The following is a 17,527-nucleotide window of genomic DNA, read 5'->3' as shown; positions in this document are numbered from 1 at the left end:
TTAATGGGTGTCATGGTAGAATACAAGATTTTTATTTTACTAATTGATGGCTGGACTGATTTTTACAATATAAAGCTCTATTAAAAAAATTTTTATTCCCTAGAAGAAAAGTCGCCTGTAGTCGGTGAATTTACCGATTTCCAGACGACTTCTATTAAATCTGATTAGAATGAAATATAACGACGTGGGTCAACTGCCCCAACTTTTTGCCCTTGCCAAGCTGTTGTATGAAGTTCGAAATGTAAGTGACTTCCGAATGCACGACCCGTTTGTCCCATATAACCGATTACTTCACCTTTAGAAACAGATTGTCCAGCTTTTGCTTTATAGCCACTTAAGTGAGCATATACAGTTGTAAAAGTTTCCCCCTCAATTGAGTGAGTGATCATAATTACATTACCGTATGTAGATAGAGGGCTTGCACGGAAGACTACTCCATCAGCTGCTGCTACGATTGGCGTACCTACACTATTTGCAATATCGATACCATAATCAATTTCTGGACCTGAGCCTATATCACGCCAGCCAAAATTAGATGTAACAGTACCAGTTGTAGGTCTTGTCCAAGTACCACTAGAAACAGTTGGAATATTATCTGATTCTCCAACATTTGAAACATTTGCTGATTTAGATTTCGCTTTTGCTTTCGCTGCAGCTTCTTTACGTGCTCGTTCAGCTAAACGCGCTTGCTCACTTTGAATTTCTTTCTGAACTTTTTTACTTACTTTAATCGCTTCAGAATACTCTTTTTGAAGTGATTTCTTTTGAGATTTCAGCTTTGATTGCTCACGCTCTAGATCATCAATCAACTTATTCTTACTTGATTTTTGTGAGTCCAAAGATTTCTTAAGATCTTCTAATCGATCACGATTGTCAATTTGTTTTTTACGTTTTTCTTCAAGTTTCTTCTGTTGCTCTTCTAAGCTTTTTTTATCATCTGCTTGTTCTTGCAAAATTTTACGATCTGCATCTAACAAAGTGTTTACTGCAGAAAAACGGTCAATTAAATCTACAAAACTACTAGCACCGAATAGAACGTCAACATAATTAATTGAACCGCCACCTTCTTGAATGGCACGCGCACGTTCTTGCAATAATGCATCACGTTCTGCAATTTTCGTCTCTAAATCTTTGATAGAAGTTTGTAAGTCCTCAATTTCACTCGTTGTTTGAGCAATTGTCGATTTTACAACACTAATTTTCTCATCCGTTTTGATAATCTTGTTATCAAGCTTTTGGATTTGTTTGTTGATTTTCTCTTGCTTTGATTTGTTGTACTTAATCTTATTTGATTTTTCATTTATGTTGGAATTCAGTTTCGATTTTTTTTGATCTAATTCTTGCTGTTTAGACTTTAAATCATTAAGAGATTCAGCATTCGCTATTGGTTGAACAACCAATGATAAAGATACTGTAGCTGTAATGACATATAAAATATTTTTAAACTGCTTTTTCAACTAATAACCCCCTCTTTTTCTATTAATATATATCGATTACTTATACTTTTAAGAATTTACGTACAGACATGAAACTTCCCCAAACACCAATAAATACACCCATTACTAAAATTAATAAATCTACTTGGATAATAAATGGTGTGACATCTAACAGCTGGAACATTTCACCTTGTAATTTCGGTTGCAATACACTATGTAATTTCACATATGAAATTGTTACAACCGTAATAGGAATGATAGAACCTAATAGGCCTAACCACATACCTTCTAGAATAAACGGTATACGTACAAACCAGTTAGTTGCACCTACTAATTTCATAATTTCTATTTCTTTTCTTCTTGCTACAATTGTGATTTTAATTGTATTAGAGATTAGGAACATTGCTGTAAATAGCAACGCTACGATTAAACCAATACCTACGTTTCGACTAATATTTAAAAAGTTAAATAGCTTTTCAATCTTACCTTTACCGTATAATACCTCATATGTATTATCGAGCTTGTCTATCTCTTCGGCTACTGTTGCCGTTTTCTGCGGGTCACTAGCCTTTACATAGATAACGTTGCGTAACGGATTACTCTGTTTAAATAGGCTTAAGTCTTCTCCAAAATCTTTCACAAGATGTTTAAGTTCTTCCTCTTTTGTTGAATACTTGAAAGAATCTACACTTGATAATTCTTTAATTTGTTTCTGTAAAGCATCTTCAGCTTTTTGATCCGCTTCTAAATCAATAAGTACTTTAATTTCGACATCATTTTCTAAATCTGTTGCAACTTTATTTAAGTTCATCATTATCATGATAAATACGCCAACTATTAATAGTGTGACCGTTACTGCTGAGACAGAAGCGACTGTCATCCAGCTATTACGACCAATCGATTTAATACTTTCACGGAAATGGCGACTTATAGTTCTAGATTTCATAGCCGTAACTACCTCCATTTTCATCACGAACAATCAATCCGCCCTCAATAGCGATAACACGACGTCTTATTGTATTAACAATTTCTTTGTTATGCGTTGCCATAATAATTGTTGTTCCACGTGCATTTATTTCTTCAAAAAGATTCATAATATCCCAAGATGTCTCAGGATCCAAGTTTCCAGTAGGCTCATCAGCAATGACAACTTTCGGCACGTTCACAATCGATCGTGCAATTGATACACGTTGTTGCTCTCCACCAGATAATTCATTCGGGAACATTCGAGCTTTATGTTTTAATCCAACTAAATCTAATACTTCCATAACACGTTTACGTATCGTAGCCGGTTGTTCTTCAATAACTTCCAAAGCAAATGCAACATTTTCATAGACATTTAGCATTGGTAACAATTTAAAATCTTGGAACACCACGCCAATTTGTCGACGGAGATAAGGTATTTCTTTGTTTTTTAATGTCGTCAAATTCATACCATTTACGATAACATCCCCAGATGTAGCTCGTTCTTCTCGATACATCATTTTGATAAATGTCGACTTTCCAGCACCACTAGGTCCTACAATATAAGCAAATTCGCCTTGATTAAACTTAATACTTAATCCATTTGCTGCTACTATTCCATTCGGATATTTCTTGTAAGCATTCTTCATTTCGATCATTTTTTTACCACCTATTTTCTATAAACCCTACTCTATTATAATAGCTATTATATCATTGAATAGCCTGTCTACTATTACAATTTCATTTCAATTAGATTGAATTTCCAATTCTAGCTTATTACAAAAAAAAATTTGCTGTAATAGCGAAATAATCATAAATATGTATTAAAAAAGCGAAGGAGAGAAAATCTCCTTCGCTAAAATTATTTTATATTACAAATTATATCGAACAACGACAGATCCTGTTTTAGTTTCACCATCAATCGTTAATGTTGAAGTATCTAGTAACTTTTTAGAGAAGCGCACCGATTTTTGTAAAAACTGCTCATGCTCATTGCGATATTGAACATCTGACAATTGAACATCCATTTTACCTAGGTTAGAAGAAACTTCTCCTTCTAGTGACAATGTACTTGGAATATAAAGTTCCACAGTACCTGCAACGGTTTGTGCCTTCATTCTTGTCGCATCAATTGCACGAGTAGTCACTACAACATGGCCACTGACAGATTTCGCTTCAATATCGCGAATTGCTCCGTCAATATACACTTGGCCATTTAACGTCTCAGCTTCAAGGTCTTCTCCTGCTACATCCTTCACTTTAATAGCACCGTTAGCAGTTTCTAGCTCAGCACTCTTAAATGCGAATCTTTCACAATCGATCAGACCATTTTTTGTCTTAACCTTCAGTTTACTGACATCCAAATCAGTTAATACAAAACTACCATTAAATAAGTTCGCTGAGATGGCTTCGTATCGTCTAATCGGTACATATAGGACGATATCAACACGCATTGCTTTCAAATCACTTATAATGCGTAGTTTCCCTTGATCATTCGTGAAGATAAATTTATTGAGAAATTCCTTCTGTAAATCTTCGCTAGAACGAACGATTGTTGGACGTACGCGACATTCTGCATGTACGGTTGCATCAACAGATGGTTTAATTTGCAATTGACCATTCGGAATATCCACACTAATATGTGTAAATTCCGCATTATCTAGATCAAAACGCTGTTCGAATGCACTTTTTTCACCAAATGAAAAGTCAAAATCAATGTCTTTCACTTTTGAGACAGCCGTATTCATAAAGTCCATAAACTTGGCACTAAATTGCGTGAAATCTTGTTTAATTTCTTCAAAGAATTCTTGCTCTGATGTAGATTTTTGTTTAGATGACTGTTGTTTTGGTTCTTCTTTTTTCTCAAAGAAGTCATCATAATTTGTTTGTTTTTGTTCTCTTTCAGGTTGTGATTGCCCTACTTGTTGATTCATTTCAGTTTGGCTGGAACTTGTATAATTCGCTCCAGTTGATGTATTAGTAGCTGTTTTATTTTCCAAAGCTTCTAGTAGTAATATTGCCTCTTGTGCTGTAATGGTGCCATTTTCAAGCAATGTTAAAATGCGTTTACGCTCACTTTGCATTTTTCGGCCTCCTTCTACTTATTACTATTATTTACGAAAGTTCATGGAAAAAGTTTCACATACCCAGAAAATTTGTAACTACTTATTTGTAGCTGTTGTCAATACTTTATCCATACGTGCTCGATCGCGTTCTATAATTGGCTTCAAATAATGTCCTGTGTATGATTCTTTCACTGTAATTACCTCTTCAGGTGTTCCAGTTGCAATAATCATACCGCCTTTATCGCCACCTTCTGGACCTAAATCAATTAGGTGATCAGCTGTTTTAATAACATCCAGATTATGTTCGATTACCAACACAGTATCACCACTTTCAACTAGACGTTGTAATACTTTCAATAATCGAGCGATATCTTCTGCATGCAATCCTGTTGTCGGTTCATCCAATATATAAATTGACTTACCATTTGAGCGTTTATGCAACTCAGACGCTAATTTCACACGCTGAGCTTCCCCACCTGATAAGGTTGTAGCAGGCTGGCCTAGTTCCATATAGCCTAAACCTACATCAACTATCGTTTGTAACTTGCGTGATATTTTAGGAATGTTTGTGAAAAATTCCACTGCATCTTCAACGGTCATTTTCAAAACATCGGCGATACTCTTATCTTTATATTTTACTTCTAATGTTTCACGATTATAACGCTTACCATGGCATACTTCGCACGGTACATAAACATCAGGTAAGAAATGCATTTCAATTTTAATAATTCCGTCACCACGACAAGCTTCACAACGCCCGCCTTTGACATTAAAGCTAAAGCGACCTTTTTTATAACCACGTACCTTTGCTTCATTCGTTGTTGCAAATACATCACGAATGTCATCAAAGACACCTGTATATGTCGCGGGGTTTGAACGCGGTGTACGACCGATTGGCGATTGGTCGATATCAATTACCTTCTCAAGCTGTTCGATACCTGTAATTTCTTTCACTTCACCTGGCTTTACCTTCGAACGGTTCAATTTTTGCGCTAGCGATTTATATAAAATTTCATTAATTAATGTACTTTTTCCTGATCCTGAAACTCCAGTTACAGCAATAAATAAACCAAGTGGAATATCCGCTTTAACATTTTTTAAATTATTTTCTTTAGCGCCTTTAATCGTAATGAACCGTCCGTCTGGCTTACGACGTTCTGATGGAAGTGGAATGAATTTTTTGCCACTTAAATATTGCCCAGTTAATGAATGTTTGTCTTTCATAACTTGAGCAGGTGTTCCAGCAGCGACGATTTCTCCACCATGTACACCCGCACCTGGACCAACATCAATTAAATAATCGGCTGCAAGCATTGTGTCCTCATCATGCTCGACTACAATCAATGTGTTGCCGATATCACGCATGTTTTTTAGTGTATCAATCAAACGGTCATTATCCCGTTGATGCAAGCCAATGGATGGCTCATCAAGAATATACAGAACACCGGTTAAGCGCGAGCCAATTTGAGTTGCTAAGCGAATGCGTTGCGCTTCCCCACCTGATAATGTACCCGCTGCTCGGTTTAATGTTAAATAATCGAGCCCAACGTTAATGAGGAAGCCTAGACGTTCTAGTATTTCGCGTAAAATCAATCGGGCAATTTGCATATCCTTCTCTGAAAGCGATAGCGTCGAGAAGAAAAAGTATGCATCTTTAATAGAATAGTCCGTCACTTCTCCAATATGTTTGCTATCAATTTTAACCGCCAGTGTCTCAGGTTTTAAGCGGTATCCTTTACAAGATGGGCAATGTTGCTGTGCCATGTACTTTTCCATTTGCTCTCGGATATAATCTGAAGTCGTTTCACGAAAGCGCCTTTCAATATTACGTAGGACACCTTCAAAAACAATATCTTGGTCTCGAACATTTCCGAAGTCATTCTCATAATGGAAGTGGATTTTGTCCGTGCCTGAACCGTTTAAAATTTTATCCATTTTATCTTTCGGTATGTCTTCAACTGGCATATCCATATCGATATCGTAATGGTCACAAACTGCTTTTAATAGTTGAGGATAATATTGCGAGCTCGTTGGTTCCCAAGGTGCAAGTGCATTATCATTTAATGTGCGACTCCAATCAGGTATTACAAGTGTTGGATCTACTTCTAATTTTGTCCCTAAGCCATCACATTTTGTGCAAGCACCAAAAGGACTGTTGAACGAGAACATTCTCGGTTCCAATTCACCAATTGAAAAGCCACAGATTGGACAAGCGTGATGTTCACTGAATAGTAGCTCCTCATGCTCCATTACATCAACCATTACACGACCTTCTGCCAATCTGAGTGCCGTCTCAAGAGAATCACTTAAACGGGCTTCCACTCCTTCTTTTAAAACAATGCGGTCAATGACCACTTCAATACTATGCTTTTTATTTTTGTCTAATTCAATATTATCATCTAAATCACGTAACTCTCCGTCAACTCGAACACGGACATACCCTTGCTTTTTCAAGTCTTCTAGAAGTTTCACATGTGTCCCTTTACGCCCTGAAACCATTGGAGCCAACAATTGCATTTTCGTACGTTCAGGATATTGCACAAGACGATCGACCATTTGTTCCACAGTTTGTGACGTAATTTCTATGCCGTGATTTGGACAAATTGGTTTGCCCACACGCGCATATAATAGGCGTAAATAGTCATATATTTCTGTGACTGTTCCAACCGTTGAGCGTGGATTGCGGCTTGTTGTTTTTTGGTCAATAGAAATAGCTGGTGAGAGACCTTCGATAGCATCTACATCTGGTTTGTCCATTTGCCCTAGAAATTGGCGAGCATAGGCAGATAAGGATTCCACATAACGTCTTTGACCTTCTGCATAGATTGTATCGAATGCTAGAGATGATTTTCCAGAACCCGATAAGCCAGTTATAACAACTAGCTTATCTCGCGGAATTTTAACATCTACATTTTTTAAATTATTTGCACGTGCACCTTGAACAATAATTTCTTGGTTTTTCAATTCCTTCATCCTTCCGCTTTCAGTTCCAGGATAGTATCACGAAGCTCTGCAGCACGTTCGAAGTCGAGCGCTTTTGCTGCATCCTTCATTTCTTTTTCTAATGAAAGTAAAAGTGTTTCTCTTTCTTGCTTTGTTAGCTTTTTACCCTTCAATACTTTCGTTACATATGTTTCTTGTTCTTCGGCTGCCTGTGTTGCCCGAATTACATCGCGAATTTCCTTCTGAATGGTTCTTGGCGTAATCCCATGCTCCTCATTGTAAGCACCTTGAATTGTACGACGGCGATTTGTTTCGTCGATTGCTTTTGTCATCGAATCCGTCATACGATCTGCATACATAATAACGTGTCCGTTCGAATTACGTGCTGCACGTCCAATTGTTTGGATGAGCGAACGCTCTGAACGTAGGAAGCCTTCCTTATCTGCATCCAATATGGCAACTAAAGATACTTCTGGAATATCGATACCTTCACGTAGTAAGTTAATACCGATTAATACGTCGTAAACGCCCATACGTAATTCACGAATAATTTCGATTCGCTCTAACGTTTTAACTTCTGAATGTAAGTACTGTACTTTTATCCCAATTTCTTTTAAATAATCCGTTAAATCTTCTGACATTTTTTTCGTTAATGTTGTAATTAATACACGCTCATTTTTTTCCGTCCGTAAATTAATTTCATGGATTAAATCATCGATCTGACCTTCAATTGGTCGTACTTCAATCTCAGGATCAAGTAGACCAGTTGGACGAATAATTTGCTCTACCATGTCAGGTGTATGTTCTAATTCATAAGGTCCTGGCGTAGCAGAAACAAAAATCGCGTTATGAACATGTTTCTCAAATTCTTCAAATTTTAACGGTCTATTATCAAGTGCTGATGGTAAGCGGAATCCATGATCAACTAAAACACCTTTGCGCGCTTGGTCACCGTTATACATTCCCCGGATCTGCGGTAATGTAACATGGCTTTCATCTACCACTAGCAAAAAATCCTCTGGGAAGTAATCTAATAATGTGTAAGGTGTTGCACCTGCTGGTCTAAGAGTTAAATGGCGAGAATAGTTTTCTACGCCTGAACAGAAGCCCACTTCGCTCATCATTTCTAAATCATAATTTGTTCTTTGTTCTAAGCGTTGTGCCTCTAGTAATTTATCTTCCTCACGAAGTTTCTCAAGTTGTTCCTTCAATTCATCTTTAATATTCTCAATGGCTTTGACCATTTTTTCTTCTCGTGTAACGAAGTGGGATGCTGGGAAGATAGCGACATGCTCTCGTTCGCCGAGAATTTCTCCTGTTAACGCATCCACTTCACGAATACGCTCTACTTCATCACCGAAAAATTCTACACGTAAGCATCTCTCATCCCGAGATACTGGGAAAATCTCGACAACATCACCGCGTACTCGAAATGTTCCGCGGGTAAAATTAATATCATTACGTTCATACTGAATATCTACAAGTTTACGTAACAATTGATTCCTTTCGATTTCCATCTCTGTTCGGATGGATAACACCATTTCTCGGTATTCTTCCGGTGAACCGAGACCATAAATACAAGAAACAGATGCGATGACGATGACATCTTCTCTTTCAAATAATGAAGATGTTGCTGAATGTCGCAACTTATCAATTTCATCATTAATACTAGAGTCCTTCTCGATATATGTATCGGTTTGTGGTACATAAGCTTCTGGCTGATAGTAGTCATAGTAGCTGACGAAATATTCTACTGCATTATTTGGAAAGAATTCTTTAAATTCACTATATAATTGACCCGCAAGTGTCTTATTATGCGCAATTACTAGGGTCGGCTTTTTTACTTCTTTTATAACATTGGAAATTGTAAATGTTTTACCTGTACCAGTTGCACCTAGTAAGGTTTGATGTTGTTTACCTTGACGAACACCTTCGACAAGCTCTGCTATTGCTGCTGGCTGATCGCCATTTGGCTTGTATGGTGAATGTAAATCAAATGCCTGAACCATAGCCACGTCCTCCTTGTTACTAATTACATATATTTTACCATAGCAAATTGGAAATATCGAGCAATAAGCGAACATATGTTTTTCAAACTAGTTTCGTTGTTTTGCCAATTATTGTACTCCCCAGGCATTTGTTTTTAGGATTTTATCACTTCTTTTACTATCGTTAATTTCAATTTAAAAACGAGATTATATCTTTGCACTATGCTGTTACACTTTTTTTACCCAATGATTTAATCAATAAAAAAACCGTTCCAATATTGGAACGATTTTTTTTTGCTGAAAAATTCTCTATGTATAAGTTCGAAACTTATACGAGTATTTCTATTATCATTAATTGTCTAATAATACTTATCCGGCGGTCGTCTGCAATTTCTCTAATTCTTTTGCGTATTTATAAAAGGCGACTTCATTTCTTTCATCTAGGGCTGAGTCAATGCAAGCTAATAGATACTCTTCCGTTTGTGCACGATGCACATGGTTTAAAAATAAATCTAAATAGATCGTATCTAATAATTTTTCAGCATTATTCGTGTTGTCAGTTCGTCCAAAAACTTTTAGAAAATCGGTATAGGAATAATATTTATCCAACGATCTCACCTCGAATGCCTTTTTTCTATTATAAGAAATTTCAGAAAAATAATCAATCTTAATTTATACCGAAGGAAATATATAGGATATTATAATTATATATTCCATTTTACAGTTGCACTTTATACCAATTATAGTTAAAATAATAGTTAAATTATACTAATTTTAATTATTTCTGAAGGGAGGAACAAGTATTGGGTGAAAAACTGACAAAATTATCGAATTTTACATTGTCTTTTAGTACATTTGCCCTTATGCCAGTTTTTGAGGGTAATCACATTTACACAAGAGTAATTGAAAAGGAGAGGGAATTTCTTGTAGATGCAAGGCCATCTCGAGTAATACATAAATCTTGCTCTGACTATGGTACTTCTTTTAAGCTTGCTACTAACAAGTCAAAAGAATATCTTGGCGCACGCCATAAACTACCGATTGTTGTTGCATATGATTATGGTACACCTTGTATTTTCATGCCCACTTTATCACCTAGTTCGCATTATAATGTTTGGTTTGCTATGCATGCAATTGAGTTTTTTGAAGATGCTGGTCCATCAAAAAGTCTTGTGTCTTTTAAAAACGGACAAGATGTTGAAGTAGACGTATCAGTCATCACAATGAGAACTCAACTAGCAATGGCATACTTTTTACAACAACGTTTTGAGATTAAACGTCCTTCTCTTTTTTAAATTGAACTCGTGTTAAATACATTGATAACAATTCTTCTACTCGGTTACGTAATCGAATATTAGAATACCGACGATGTTCTTCATTATTATTGTAAATGAAGATATATTCAGAAAATAACTCATCACGATTTCCTCGCATAATTTTAAGTCGGTTTTTTTGCAAATTTTGATGAGCTGCATGTAATTCACTTTGCACCTGTTTCATCGCTTCATGCACTAAATCGATATATGGCCGCTTCAATTTGAATGTTCCTTGTTCAAATGCTTTACAGTCTCTTTCAAAAATGGATAGTACCATTGGTAAGTAAATAACTGTTTCAAGCACTACAAGAGCTTCATTTGGGATACGCGACATGCTTCCACCTCCAAAATAGGAACATTTGTTCTTACTTTGTATTTTACTACGTTTACAAGAAATTGCAAGTAGGAAGCATACCCTTTTTACATGCAAAAAAGCCATTCAACGAATTACTCCGTCGAATGGCTTTTCATAGTTAAATTAAAGTTTAGATCGTAAGTAAGCATTGATAAATTGATCAATGTCACCATCCATAACATTTTGCACATTTCCTGTTTCAGCACTTGTGCGGTGGTCTTTTACCATTGAATATGGGTGGAATACATATGAACGAATTTGACTACCCCAGCCAATTTCTTTTTGTTCTCCACGAATTTCGTCCAATTGTGCTTGTTGTTCATCAATTTTCAATTGATACAACTTCGCTTTTAACATACCCATTGCTTTTTCACGGTTTTTAATCTGTGAACGTTCAGCCTGACATTGAACAACCGTACCTGTTGGTGTATGTGTGATACGAACAGCGGAGTCAGTCGTGTTAATATGCTGACCACCAGCACCAGTTGCACGATACGTGTCAACTTTCAAGTCTTCTGTGCGAATATCAATTTCAATTTCATCATTGAATTCTGGCATCACATCACATGATACGAATGAAGTATGACGGCGACCTGATGAATCGAAAGGCGAAATACGTACAAGACGGTGAACACCTTTCTCAGCTTTTAAATAGCCATATGCATTATGCCCTTTGATAGCCAATGTAACCGACTTAATGCCGGCCTCATCGCCGGGTAAATAATCCATTGTTTCAACTTTAAAGCCACGTTTTTCAGCCCAACGTGTATACATACGTAATAACATCGAACCCCAATCTTGTGACTCGGTACCACCAGCGCCCGGGTGAAGTTCCAAGATTGCGTTGTTCTTATCATACGGTTCACTTAATAATAACTGTAGTTCAAATTCTTTTAAACGTGCTACGAATTCTTTTAACTCCACGGCTAAATCTTCTTGTAATTCTTCATCAGGTTCTTCACGTAATAATTCTAATGTCATTTCTAAGTTTTCTTGTGTATCTTCTAATTCTTTATATTCATTCACAACTTCTTTTAAGCCTTTTGACTCGTTAATAACATTTTGTGCTTGTTGTTGATTGTTCCAGAATTCTGGTTCAAGCATTAATTCGTCAAATTCTTGTATTCGTGCCTCTTTGTTTTCTAAGTCAAAGAGACCCCCTGAAGTCCGCTAATTTCTTAGCTGAATTGTCTAACTCATTACGCACGTCTGCTAATTCAAACATTTTTTGTATTCCTCCAAATTTGGTTTGATTATTTCACAATAATCTTTGCCTAAATGATTACCCCTTAGGACGGCATAAAACATGAGAGGATAAAATCCCCCCATGTTTTGTTAGTTACCACCTATTCATTTAATCATACAATTAGGCTTTATTAAACTGCACCGTGGCAGTTTTTATATTTTTTACCGCTACCACATGGACATAAATCATTACGGCCAATATTTGCATCTTTGCTGCGGACTGGTTTTTTCTTCACTTTTTCGCCGTCTTCTTTTGGGTTAACAGCTTGGCCTTTCGCCACTTCTTCACGTTCTAGATTGCTGCGGATTTCAGCTTTCATCGCATATTTTGCAACATCTACGCGGATTGCTTCAACCATAGCATCGAACATTTCAAAACCTTCTTGTTGGTATTCGCGAAGTGGATCAGTTTGACCGTATGCACGTAAATGGATTCCTTGACGTAATTGATCCATAGCATCGATGTGATCGATCCATTTAGAGTCAATAGCACGAAGTAAAATTACTTTCTCAAACTCACGCATACGCTCTGGTGAAAGTTCTGCTTCTTTTTCATCATAGTGAGCTTTAATTTCTTTGCGAATTTCATCTAGGATATCATCAACTGATTTACCTTGTAAATCTTCAACAGTAATAACCCCTTCAGGTAATAAATTCGCTGCAACGAAGTCTTCGATTGCTTTTAAGTTCCAATCAGTTTCCAAATCTGATGCAGTATAAGCATTTACTGTGCTCACTAACACTTCATCAATCATCGTTTCAACTAAATCACGCATATTATCTGTTTCAAGTACTTCATAACGTTCTTTGTAGATAATTTCACGTTGTTGGCGCATAACATCATCATATTGTAATAAACGCTTACGTGAGTCGAAGTTGTTACCTTCAACACGTTTTTGCGCTGATTCTACAGCACGAGATACCATACCAGATTGAATTGGTTGAGAATCATCCATACCTAGTTTAGCCATCATGTTCTTCATATTATCAGAACCGAAACGACGCATTAATTCATCTTCAAGAGAAAGATAGAACTGAGTCACACCAGGGTCACCTTGACGACCAGCACGTCCACGTAACTGATTATCGATACGACGAGATTCATGACGTTCAGTACCAATTACAGCTAAACCGCCGATATCTAATACGCCATCCGCTAATTTAATATCTGTACCACGACCAGCCATGTTTGTGGCAATTGTAACTGATCCTTTTGAACCTGCTTCTGCAATAATTTCAGCTTCACGTTCATGGTTTTTCGCATTTAATACTTCATGTGGAATGCCACGTTTTGTTAGCAAATTCGATATCAATTCAGATGTTTCAATAGCCACTGTACCTACTAGAACTGGTTGTTGATTTTTATGGCGTTCAGCAATATCATCTGCAACAGCTTCAAACTTGCCTTTCATAGAAGCGTAAATTAAATCAGGACGGTCATCACGAGCAATCGGTTTATTTGTTGGAATTGTCACAACTTGCATATTGTAAATGTTGCGGAACTCCTCTTCCTCTGTTTTCGCTGTACCTGTCATACCAGATAGCTTTTCATACATACGGAAGTAGTTTTGGAACGTAATTGTTGCCATTGTCATGGATTCATTTTGAATCTCAAGACCTTCCTTCGCCTCAATCGCTTGGTGAAGACCATCGCTATAACGGCGACCATCCATTAAACGACCAGTGAAAGAGTCAACGATCACAATTTCCCCTTCTTGAACGACATAGTCTACATCAAGATGCATTGAAGCGTGTGCTTTTAACGATTGGTTAATCGCATGGTTTAAACCTACATGTGTTAAATCAAAAAGGTTGTCGATATTGAATGCACTTTCAGCTTTTTCAATACCTTTCTCGGTTAACGTAACACCTTTTGTTTGTTCTTCATACGTATAATCATCGTCTATTTTTAAAGTACGTACAAAAGCATTTGATTGTTTATACAGTTGTGCTGATTTTCCAGCTTGTCCAGAAATGATCAAAGGCGTACGCGCTTCATCAATTAAGATCGAGTCAATTTCATCAATTACAGCATAGTAAAGTGGACGTTGCACGCGCTCTTCTTTATAAAGAACCATGTTGTCACGTAGGTAATCGAATCCTAACTCATTGTTTGTACTGTAAGTAATATCACAATTATATGCTTCACGTTTTTCATCTTTAGATAAACTATTTAAGTTCAAACCTACAGTTAAACCAAGGAATTCATATAGTCTACCCATTTCGGCAGCATCACGACTTGCAAGGTATTCATTGACCGTAATTACATGAACACCTTTACCAGTGATCGCATTTAAATACACAGGTAAAGTAGATGTTAACGTTTTACCTTCACCTGTTTTCATTTCGGCGATATTACCTTCATGAAGGGTAGCGCCCCCCATAAGCTGTACGCGGAATGGGAACATACCTAAAACACGGCGAGCTCCTTCACGAACAACAGCAAATGCCTCAGGACGAAGCGAATCTAAATCTTCACCATTTGCATAGCGTTCTTTAAATTCTTCTGTTTTTGCTTTCAATTCTTCATCAGATAATTTCTCTATTTGTCCAGCAAACGCTTCAACAGCATCTGCAACTTTTGATAAGTGTTTAATTTCACGTTTATTAAAATCGAAAACTTTATTTAATATGCCAAGCATTTATCTTCACATCCCATATAGTCTCAAAGCTCATTTTAACACTGATTTGATACTTAGTGCAAATGAACCCTAGTTATTTTACAATTGAATTTCTCCATATTTTTCATCTACAAATGTGAAAAGTCCTTCTTGTGTTATAGGTCTACTATAAAAATACCCTTGTATCTTGTCCACTTGTAGCATATTTAACATCTGCATTTGTTTCTCTGTTTCGACACCTTCCGCCACAACTTTCAGTCCTAAACTATGCGCCATTTCAATAATATAATGCACCATTGTTGCCATTTTAGGATCTTCATCCATTTCTTGAATAAACGATCGATCTAACTTAACTCGATCAATTGGCAAACGACGTAAATAATTAAGTGACGAATAACCTGTCCCAAAATCATCTAAAGCAAGAGCAATTCCTAATTTTTTTAACGCTGAAAGTTTTTCAATTGTTTCCTCTAAACGATCGATGACAACGGATTCTGTAATTTCCAGCTCAATTAAAGAAGGGTCAATATTGTATTTTGCAATCGCCATTTTTACTTGCTCTACAAAATTCCGTTCCCTCAGTTGTATAGAACTAACATTTAAACCGATCCGATGTAATCTAGGATAATGTTGTTTTAACGTTTTTGCCATCTTAATACCTTCATCAATGACCCACGCACCAATCGAACGTATATGGCCAGAACTCTCTGCTAACGGGATAAATTCATCAGGTGACACCATTCCCCATTCTGGATGATTCCAGCGAATTAAGGCCTCTGCACTCGCCATATACCCTAAGGAAACATTTAATTGGGGTTGATAAAATAACTCAAATTCATTATTTTCAAGCGCGGTCCGTAATCCAGCCTCTAAACGCATTTTCTTTTCAAAACTTTCCTGCATCTCACCTTGGAAAAACTCAATCCGGTTCCGCCCTTGTTTCTTCGCTTCATAAAGAGCCGTATCTGCTTTCGCTAATAACCCTGCCCTTGTTATGCTATCACTCGGATATATTGCAACGCCTATAGAAGCAGTAGCGTATACATCATGGCCATTCAAATTGAATGGTTCATTGAATAATATCAGTATTTCTTTTAGATTTTGTCGACTCGCTTCACAATTTGCTTTAAGTAATAAAATAAACTCGTCTCCACCGAAGCGACCTAGATAACTACTTTTACTTAGCCTCGTTTGTACACGTTGTCCAACTTGAATTAATAACTCATCACCATAAGCATGACCATGTGTATCATTTACATCCTTAAAATTATCAACATCAATAAAAGCGACAGTCATTTCTTCATTTTGCAAGCGACAATGACGAATTCCGACATCTATTCGACGCTCAATGGAAGAGCGATTTGGTAGTTTAGTTAGCATATCAAAGCTTGCTTGAAAATTCAAAATTTCCATCTGCTTATGTATTTGTTTACCCATATGTTCCGCTGCATCTGCTATTCTTCCTACTTCATCTCGGCGTTGAATTTTGAACTTCTTTGTATAATCTCCCTTTTCAATATACTTTAATTGGTCAACTACGGAATTAAAATCTTTCATTGAATAAGTCATCACAGCCTTAATGACAAAAAGTAAAATAAGAATAGCGACCAACCAGAAAAAAATAATTCTCTTTTGGAAGTCCTTTAAAGGTGCTAAAACATTCTCTTCGGGAACATAAACACCCATCATCCAATCACTATTGCTCACTTTACGTAATTCGACATAATATTTACCTTTTTCAATAGAGACCGGTGAGCTTATGTTCAATGGAATTTGCTCTTTTTTTAATAATGGCCACATGTGATTCTCATCGAATAATACTTGTCCATCCGAAGAGAAGAGAACGATATTTTGACCCGTAATACCACTTGATTTAGCGGTAGGTAAAATATTATTTAGAGCCATATCAATGCCTATATAGCCCAACCGCTTATCATTTGAGGTAACTGGATAAACCACGCTAATTGTACGCGTTTTCGTATGTTCATCTTGATAGGGTTTTGTATAAAAAACTTCTTCTTTTTTTGTAGCTAGTGTAAACCCAGGACGTTTTTTTATACCCATCATATCTTCAGCCAATAATCCTGAATTCCCTATCATAAATTCTCCATCTGCATCAGTAATCCACATAAGATCAATATAACTACTCTTACTTTTAGCCTCATCTAATAATTTCTGTACAGAATTATTTGAGTCATAAAATTTTGCATGGTCACGTGTATCCGCTTTTTGTAAGTACGCTTCTACTTCATTCATTTCACCAATACGCTCGGCAATCAACCTTTTCTGAAATAACTCATTTGAAAATTGCTTTTCAATGCTTTGTATTTCAAGTGAAAGTTCCTTTTCCAATTGTTGTAATTGTATTTTCTTTGTATTCGAATATGTATAAGTTGCAGTAAGTATAAAAAAAGAAAGTACGACGATTAACATAGGCACTAAAACTTTCCAAGTAAAGCTAATTTCATTCAGCCAAAACTTTTTAACCACTAACACACCTCACCAAATAATACATTAGAACCATTCTATATCTATTTTATTACATGGAAAAAATATTGCAATATAAATATCCAATTGGAAAATTAAAGGAATTT

Annotated in this window: 12 protein-coding genes; 1 reads left to right on the top strand and 11 read right to left on the bottom strand. The window is 36.4% G+C overall.

Annotation, left to right across the window (positions count from 1 at the left end):
* Nucleotides 1-164: 164 nt before the first annotated feature.
* The 7 genes from ACQKM9_RS01085 to ACQKM9_RS01055 all read right to left on the bottom strand — a co-directional run bounded on the left by ACQKM9_RS01085 (nt 165) and on the right by ACQKM9_RS01055 (nt 10,014).
* Entirely contained in the window at nt 165-1,457 is a 1,293-nt protein-coding gene (locus ACQKM9_RS01085; RefSeq protein ID WP_427731887.1) for a murein hydrolase activator EnvC family protein, read from the bottom strand.
* A 40-nt stretch (nt 1,458-1,497) separates the two neighbouring features.
* Nucleotides 1,498-2,382, bottom strand: coding sequence for a permease-like cell division protein FtsX (gene ftsX, locus ACQKM9_RS01080; protein ID WP_427731885.1), 885 nt, complete (start codon nt 2,380-2,382; stop codon nt 1,498-1,500).
* Complete coding sequence (gene ftsE, locus ACQKM9_RS01075) at nt 2,372-3,058, bottom strand: cell division ATP-binding protein FtsE (protein WP_427731883.1); 687 nt, start codon at nt 3,056-3,058, stop codon at nt 2,372-2,374. Before ftsE ends, ftsX begins: the two co-directional genes overlap by 11 nt.
* A 213-nt stretch (nt 3,059-3,271) precedes the next feature.
* Entirely contained in the window at nt 3,272-4,483 is a 1,212-nt protein-coding gene (locus ACQKM9_RS01070; protein WP_427731881.1) for a DUF4097 family beta strand repeat-containing protein, read from the bottom strand.
* Nucleotides 4,484-4,561: 78 nt separating this feature from the next.
* Nucleotides 4,562-7,429 carry an excinuclease ABC subunit UvrA gene (gene uvrA / locus ACQKM9_RS01065; RefSeq protein WP_427731879.1) on the bottom strand — a complete coding sequence of 956 codons (2,868 nt, stop codon included), beginning with the start codon at nt 7,427-7,429 and terminating at the stop codon, nt 4,562-4,564.
* 5 nt (nt 7,430-7,434) lie between these two features.
* Nucleotides 7,435-9,417 carry an excinuclease ABC subunit UvrB gene (gene uvrB, locus ACQKM9_RS01060; protein WP_427731877.1) on the bottom strand — a complete coding sequence of 661 codons (1,983 nt, stop codon included), beginning with the start codon at nt 9,415-9,417 and terminating at the stop codon, nt 7,435-7,437.
* 348 nt (nt 9,418-9,765) lie between these two features.
* A complete protein-coding gene (locus ACQKM9_RS01055; RefSeq protein ID WP_427731875.1) occupies nt 9,766-10,014 on the bottom strand; it encodes an IDEAL domain-containing protein in 249 nt (82 codons plus the stop codon).
* A 185-nt stretch (nt 10,015-10,199) separates the two neighbouring features.
* Between ACQKM9_RS01055 and ACQKM9_RS01050 the strand changes: the two genes are divergently transcribed.
* The gene (locus tag ACQKM9_RS01050; RefSeq protein WP_427731873.1) at nt 10,200-10,691 is read left to right on the top strand and encodes a competence protein ComK; all 492 of its coding nucleotides are present in this window, start codon (nt 10,200-10,202) and stop codon (nt 10,689-10,691) included.
* On the opposite strand, the gene ACQKM9_RS01045 is transcribed toward ACQKM9_RS01050, so the two are convergent.
* The 4 genes from ACQKM9_RS01045 to ACQKM9_RS01030 form a co-directional block, all read right to left on the bottom strand.
* Entirely contained in the window at nt 10,669-11,046 is a 378-nt protein-coding gene (locus ACQKM9_RS01045; RefSeq protein WP_427731871.1) for a hypothetical protein, read from the bottom strand. The genes ACQKM9_RS01050 and ACQKM9_RS01045 overlap by 23 nt on opposite strands.
* Before the next feature lie 144 nt (nt 11,047-11,190).
* A protein-coding gene (gene prfB, locus ACQKM9_RS01040) for a peptide chain release factor 2 (protein WP_427731869.1) occupies nt 11,191-12,292 on the bottom strand; the annotation gives its coding sequence in 2 pieces (ribosomal slippage) (nt 11,191-12,216 and nt 12,218-12,292; 1,101 coding nt in all).
* A 151-nt stretch (nt 12,293-12,443) separates the two neighbouring features.
* Nucleotides 12,444-14,954, bottom strand: a complete 2,511-nt coding sequence (gene secA / locus ACQKM9_RS01035; protein WP_427731867.1) for a preprotein translocase subunit SecA — start codon at nt 14,952-14,954, stop codon at nt 12,444-12,446.
* A 78-nt stretch (nt 14,955-15,032) separates the two neighbouring features.
* The gene (locus ACQKM9_RS01030; protein WP_427731865.1) at nt 15,033-17,423 is read right to left on the bottom strand and encodes an EAL domain-containing protein; all 2,391 of its coding nucleotides are present in this window, start codon (nt 17,421-17,423) and stop codon (nt 15,033-15,035) included.
* Nucleotides 17,424-17,527 lie beyond the last annotated feature (104 nt).

The sequence above is a fragment of the Viridibacillus sp. NPDC093762 genome, assembly GCF_050279675.1.
GTDB lineage: Bacteria > Bacillota > Bacilli > Bacillales_A > Planococcaceae > Viridibacillus.
The sequence above is the reverse complement of the archived record's forward strand: the minus strand, read 5'-3'. Positions and strand labels throughout refer to the sequence as shown.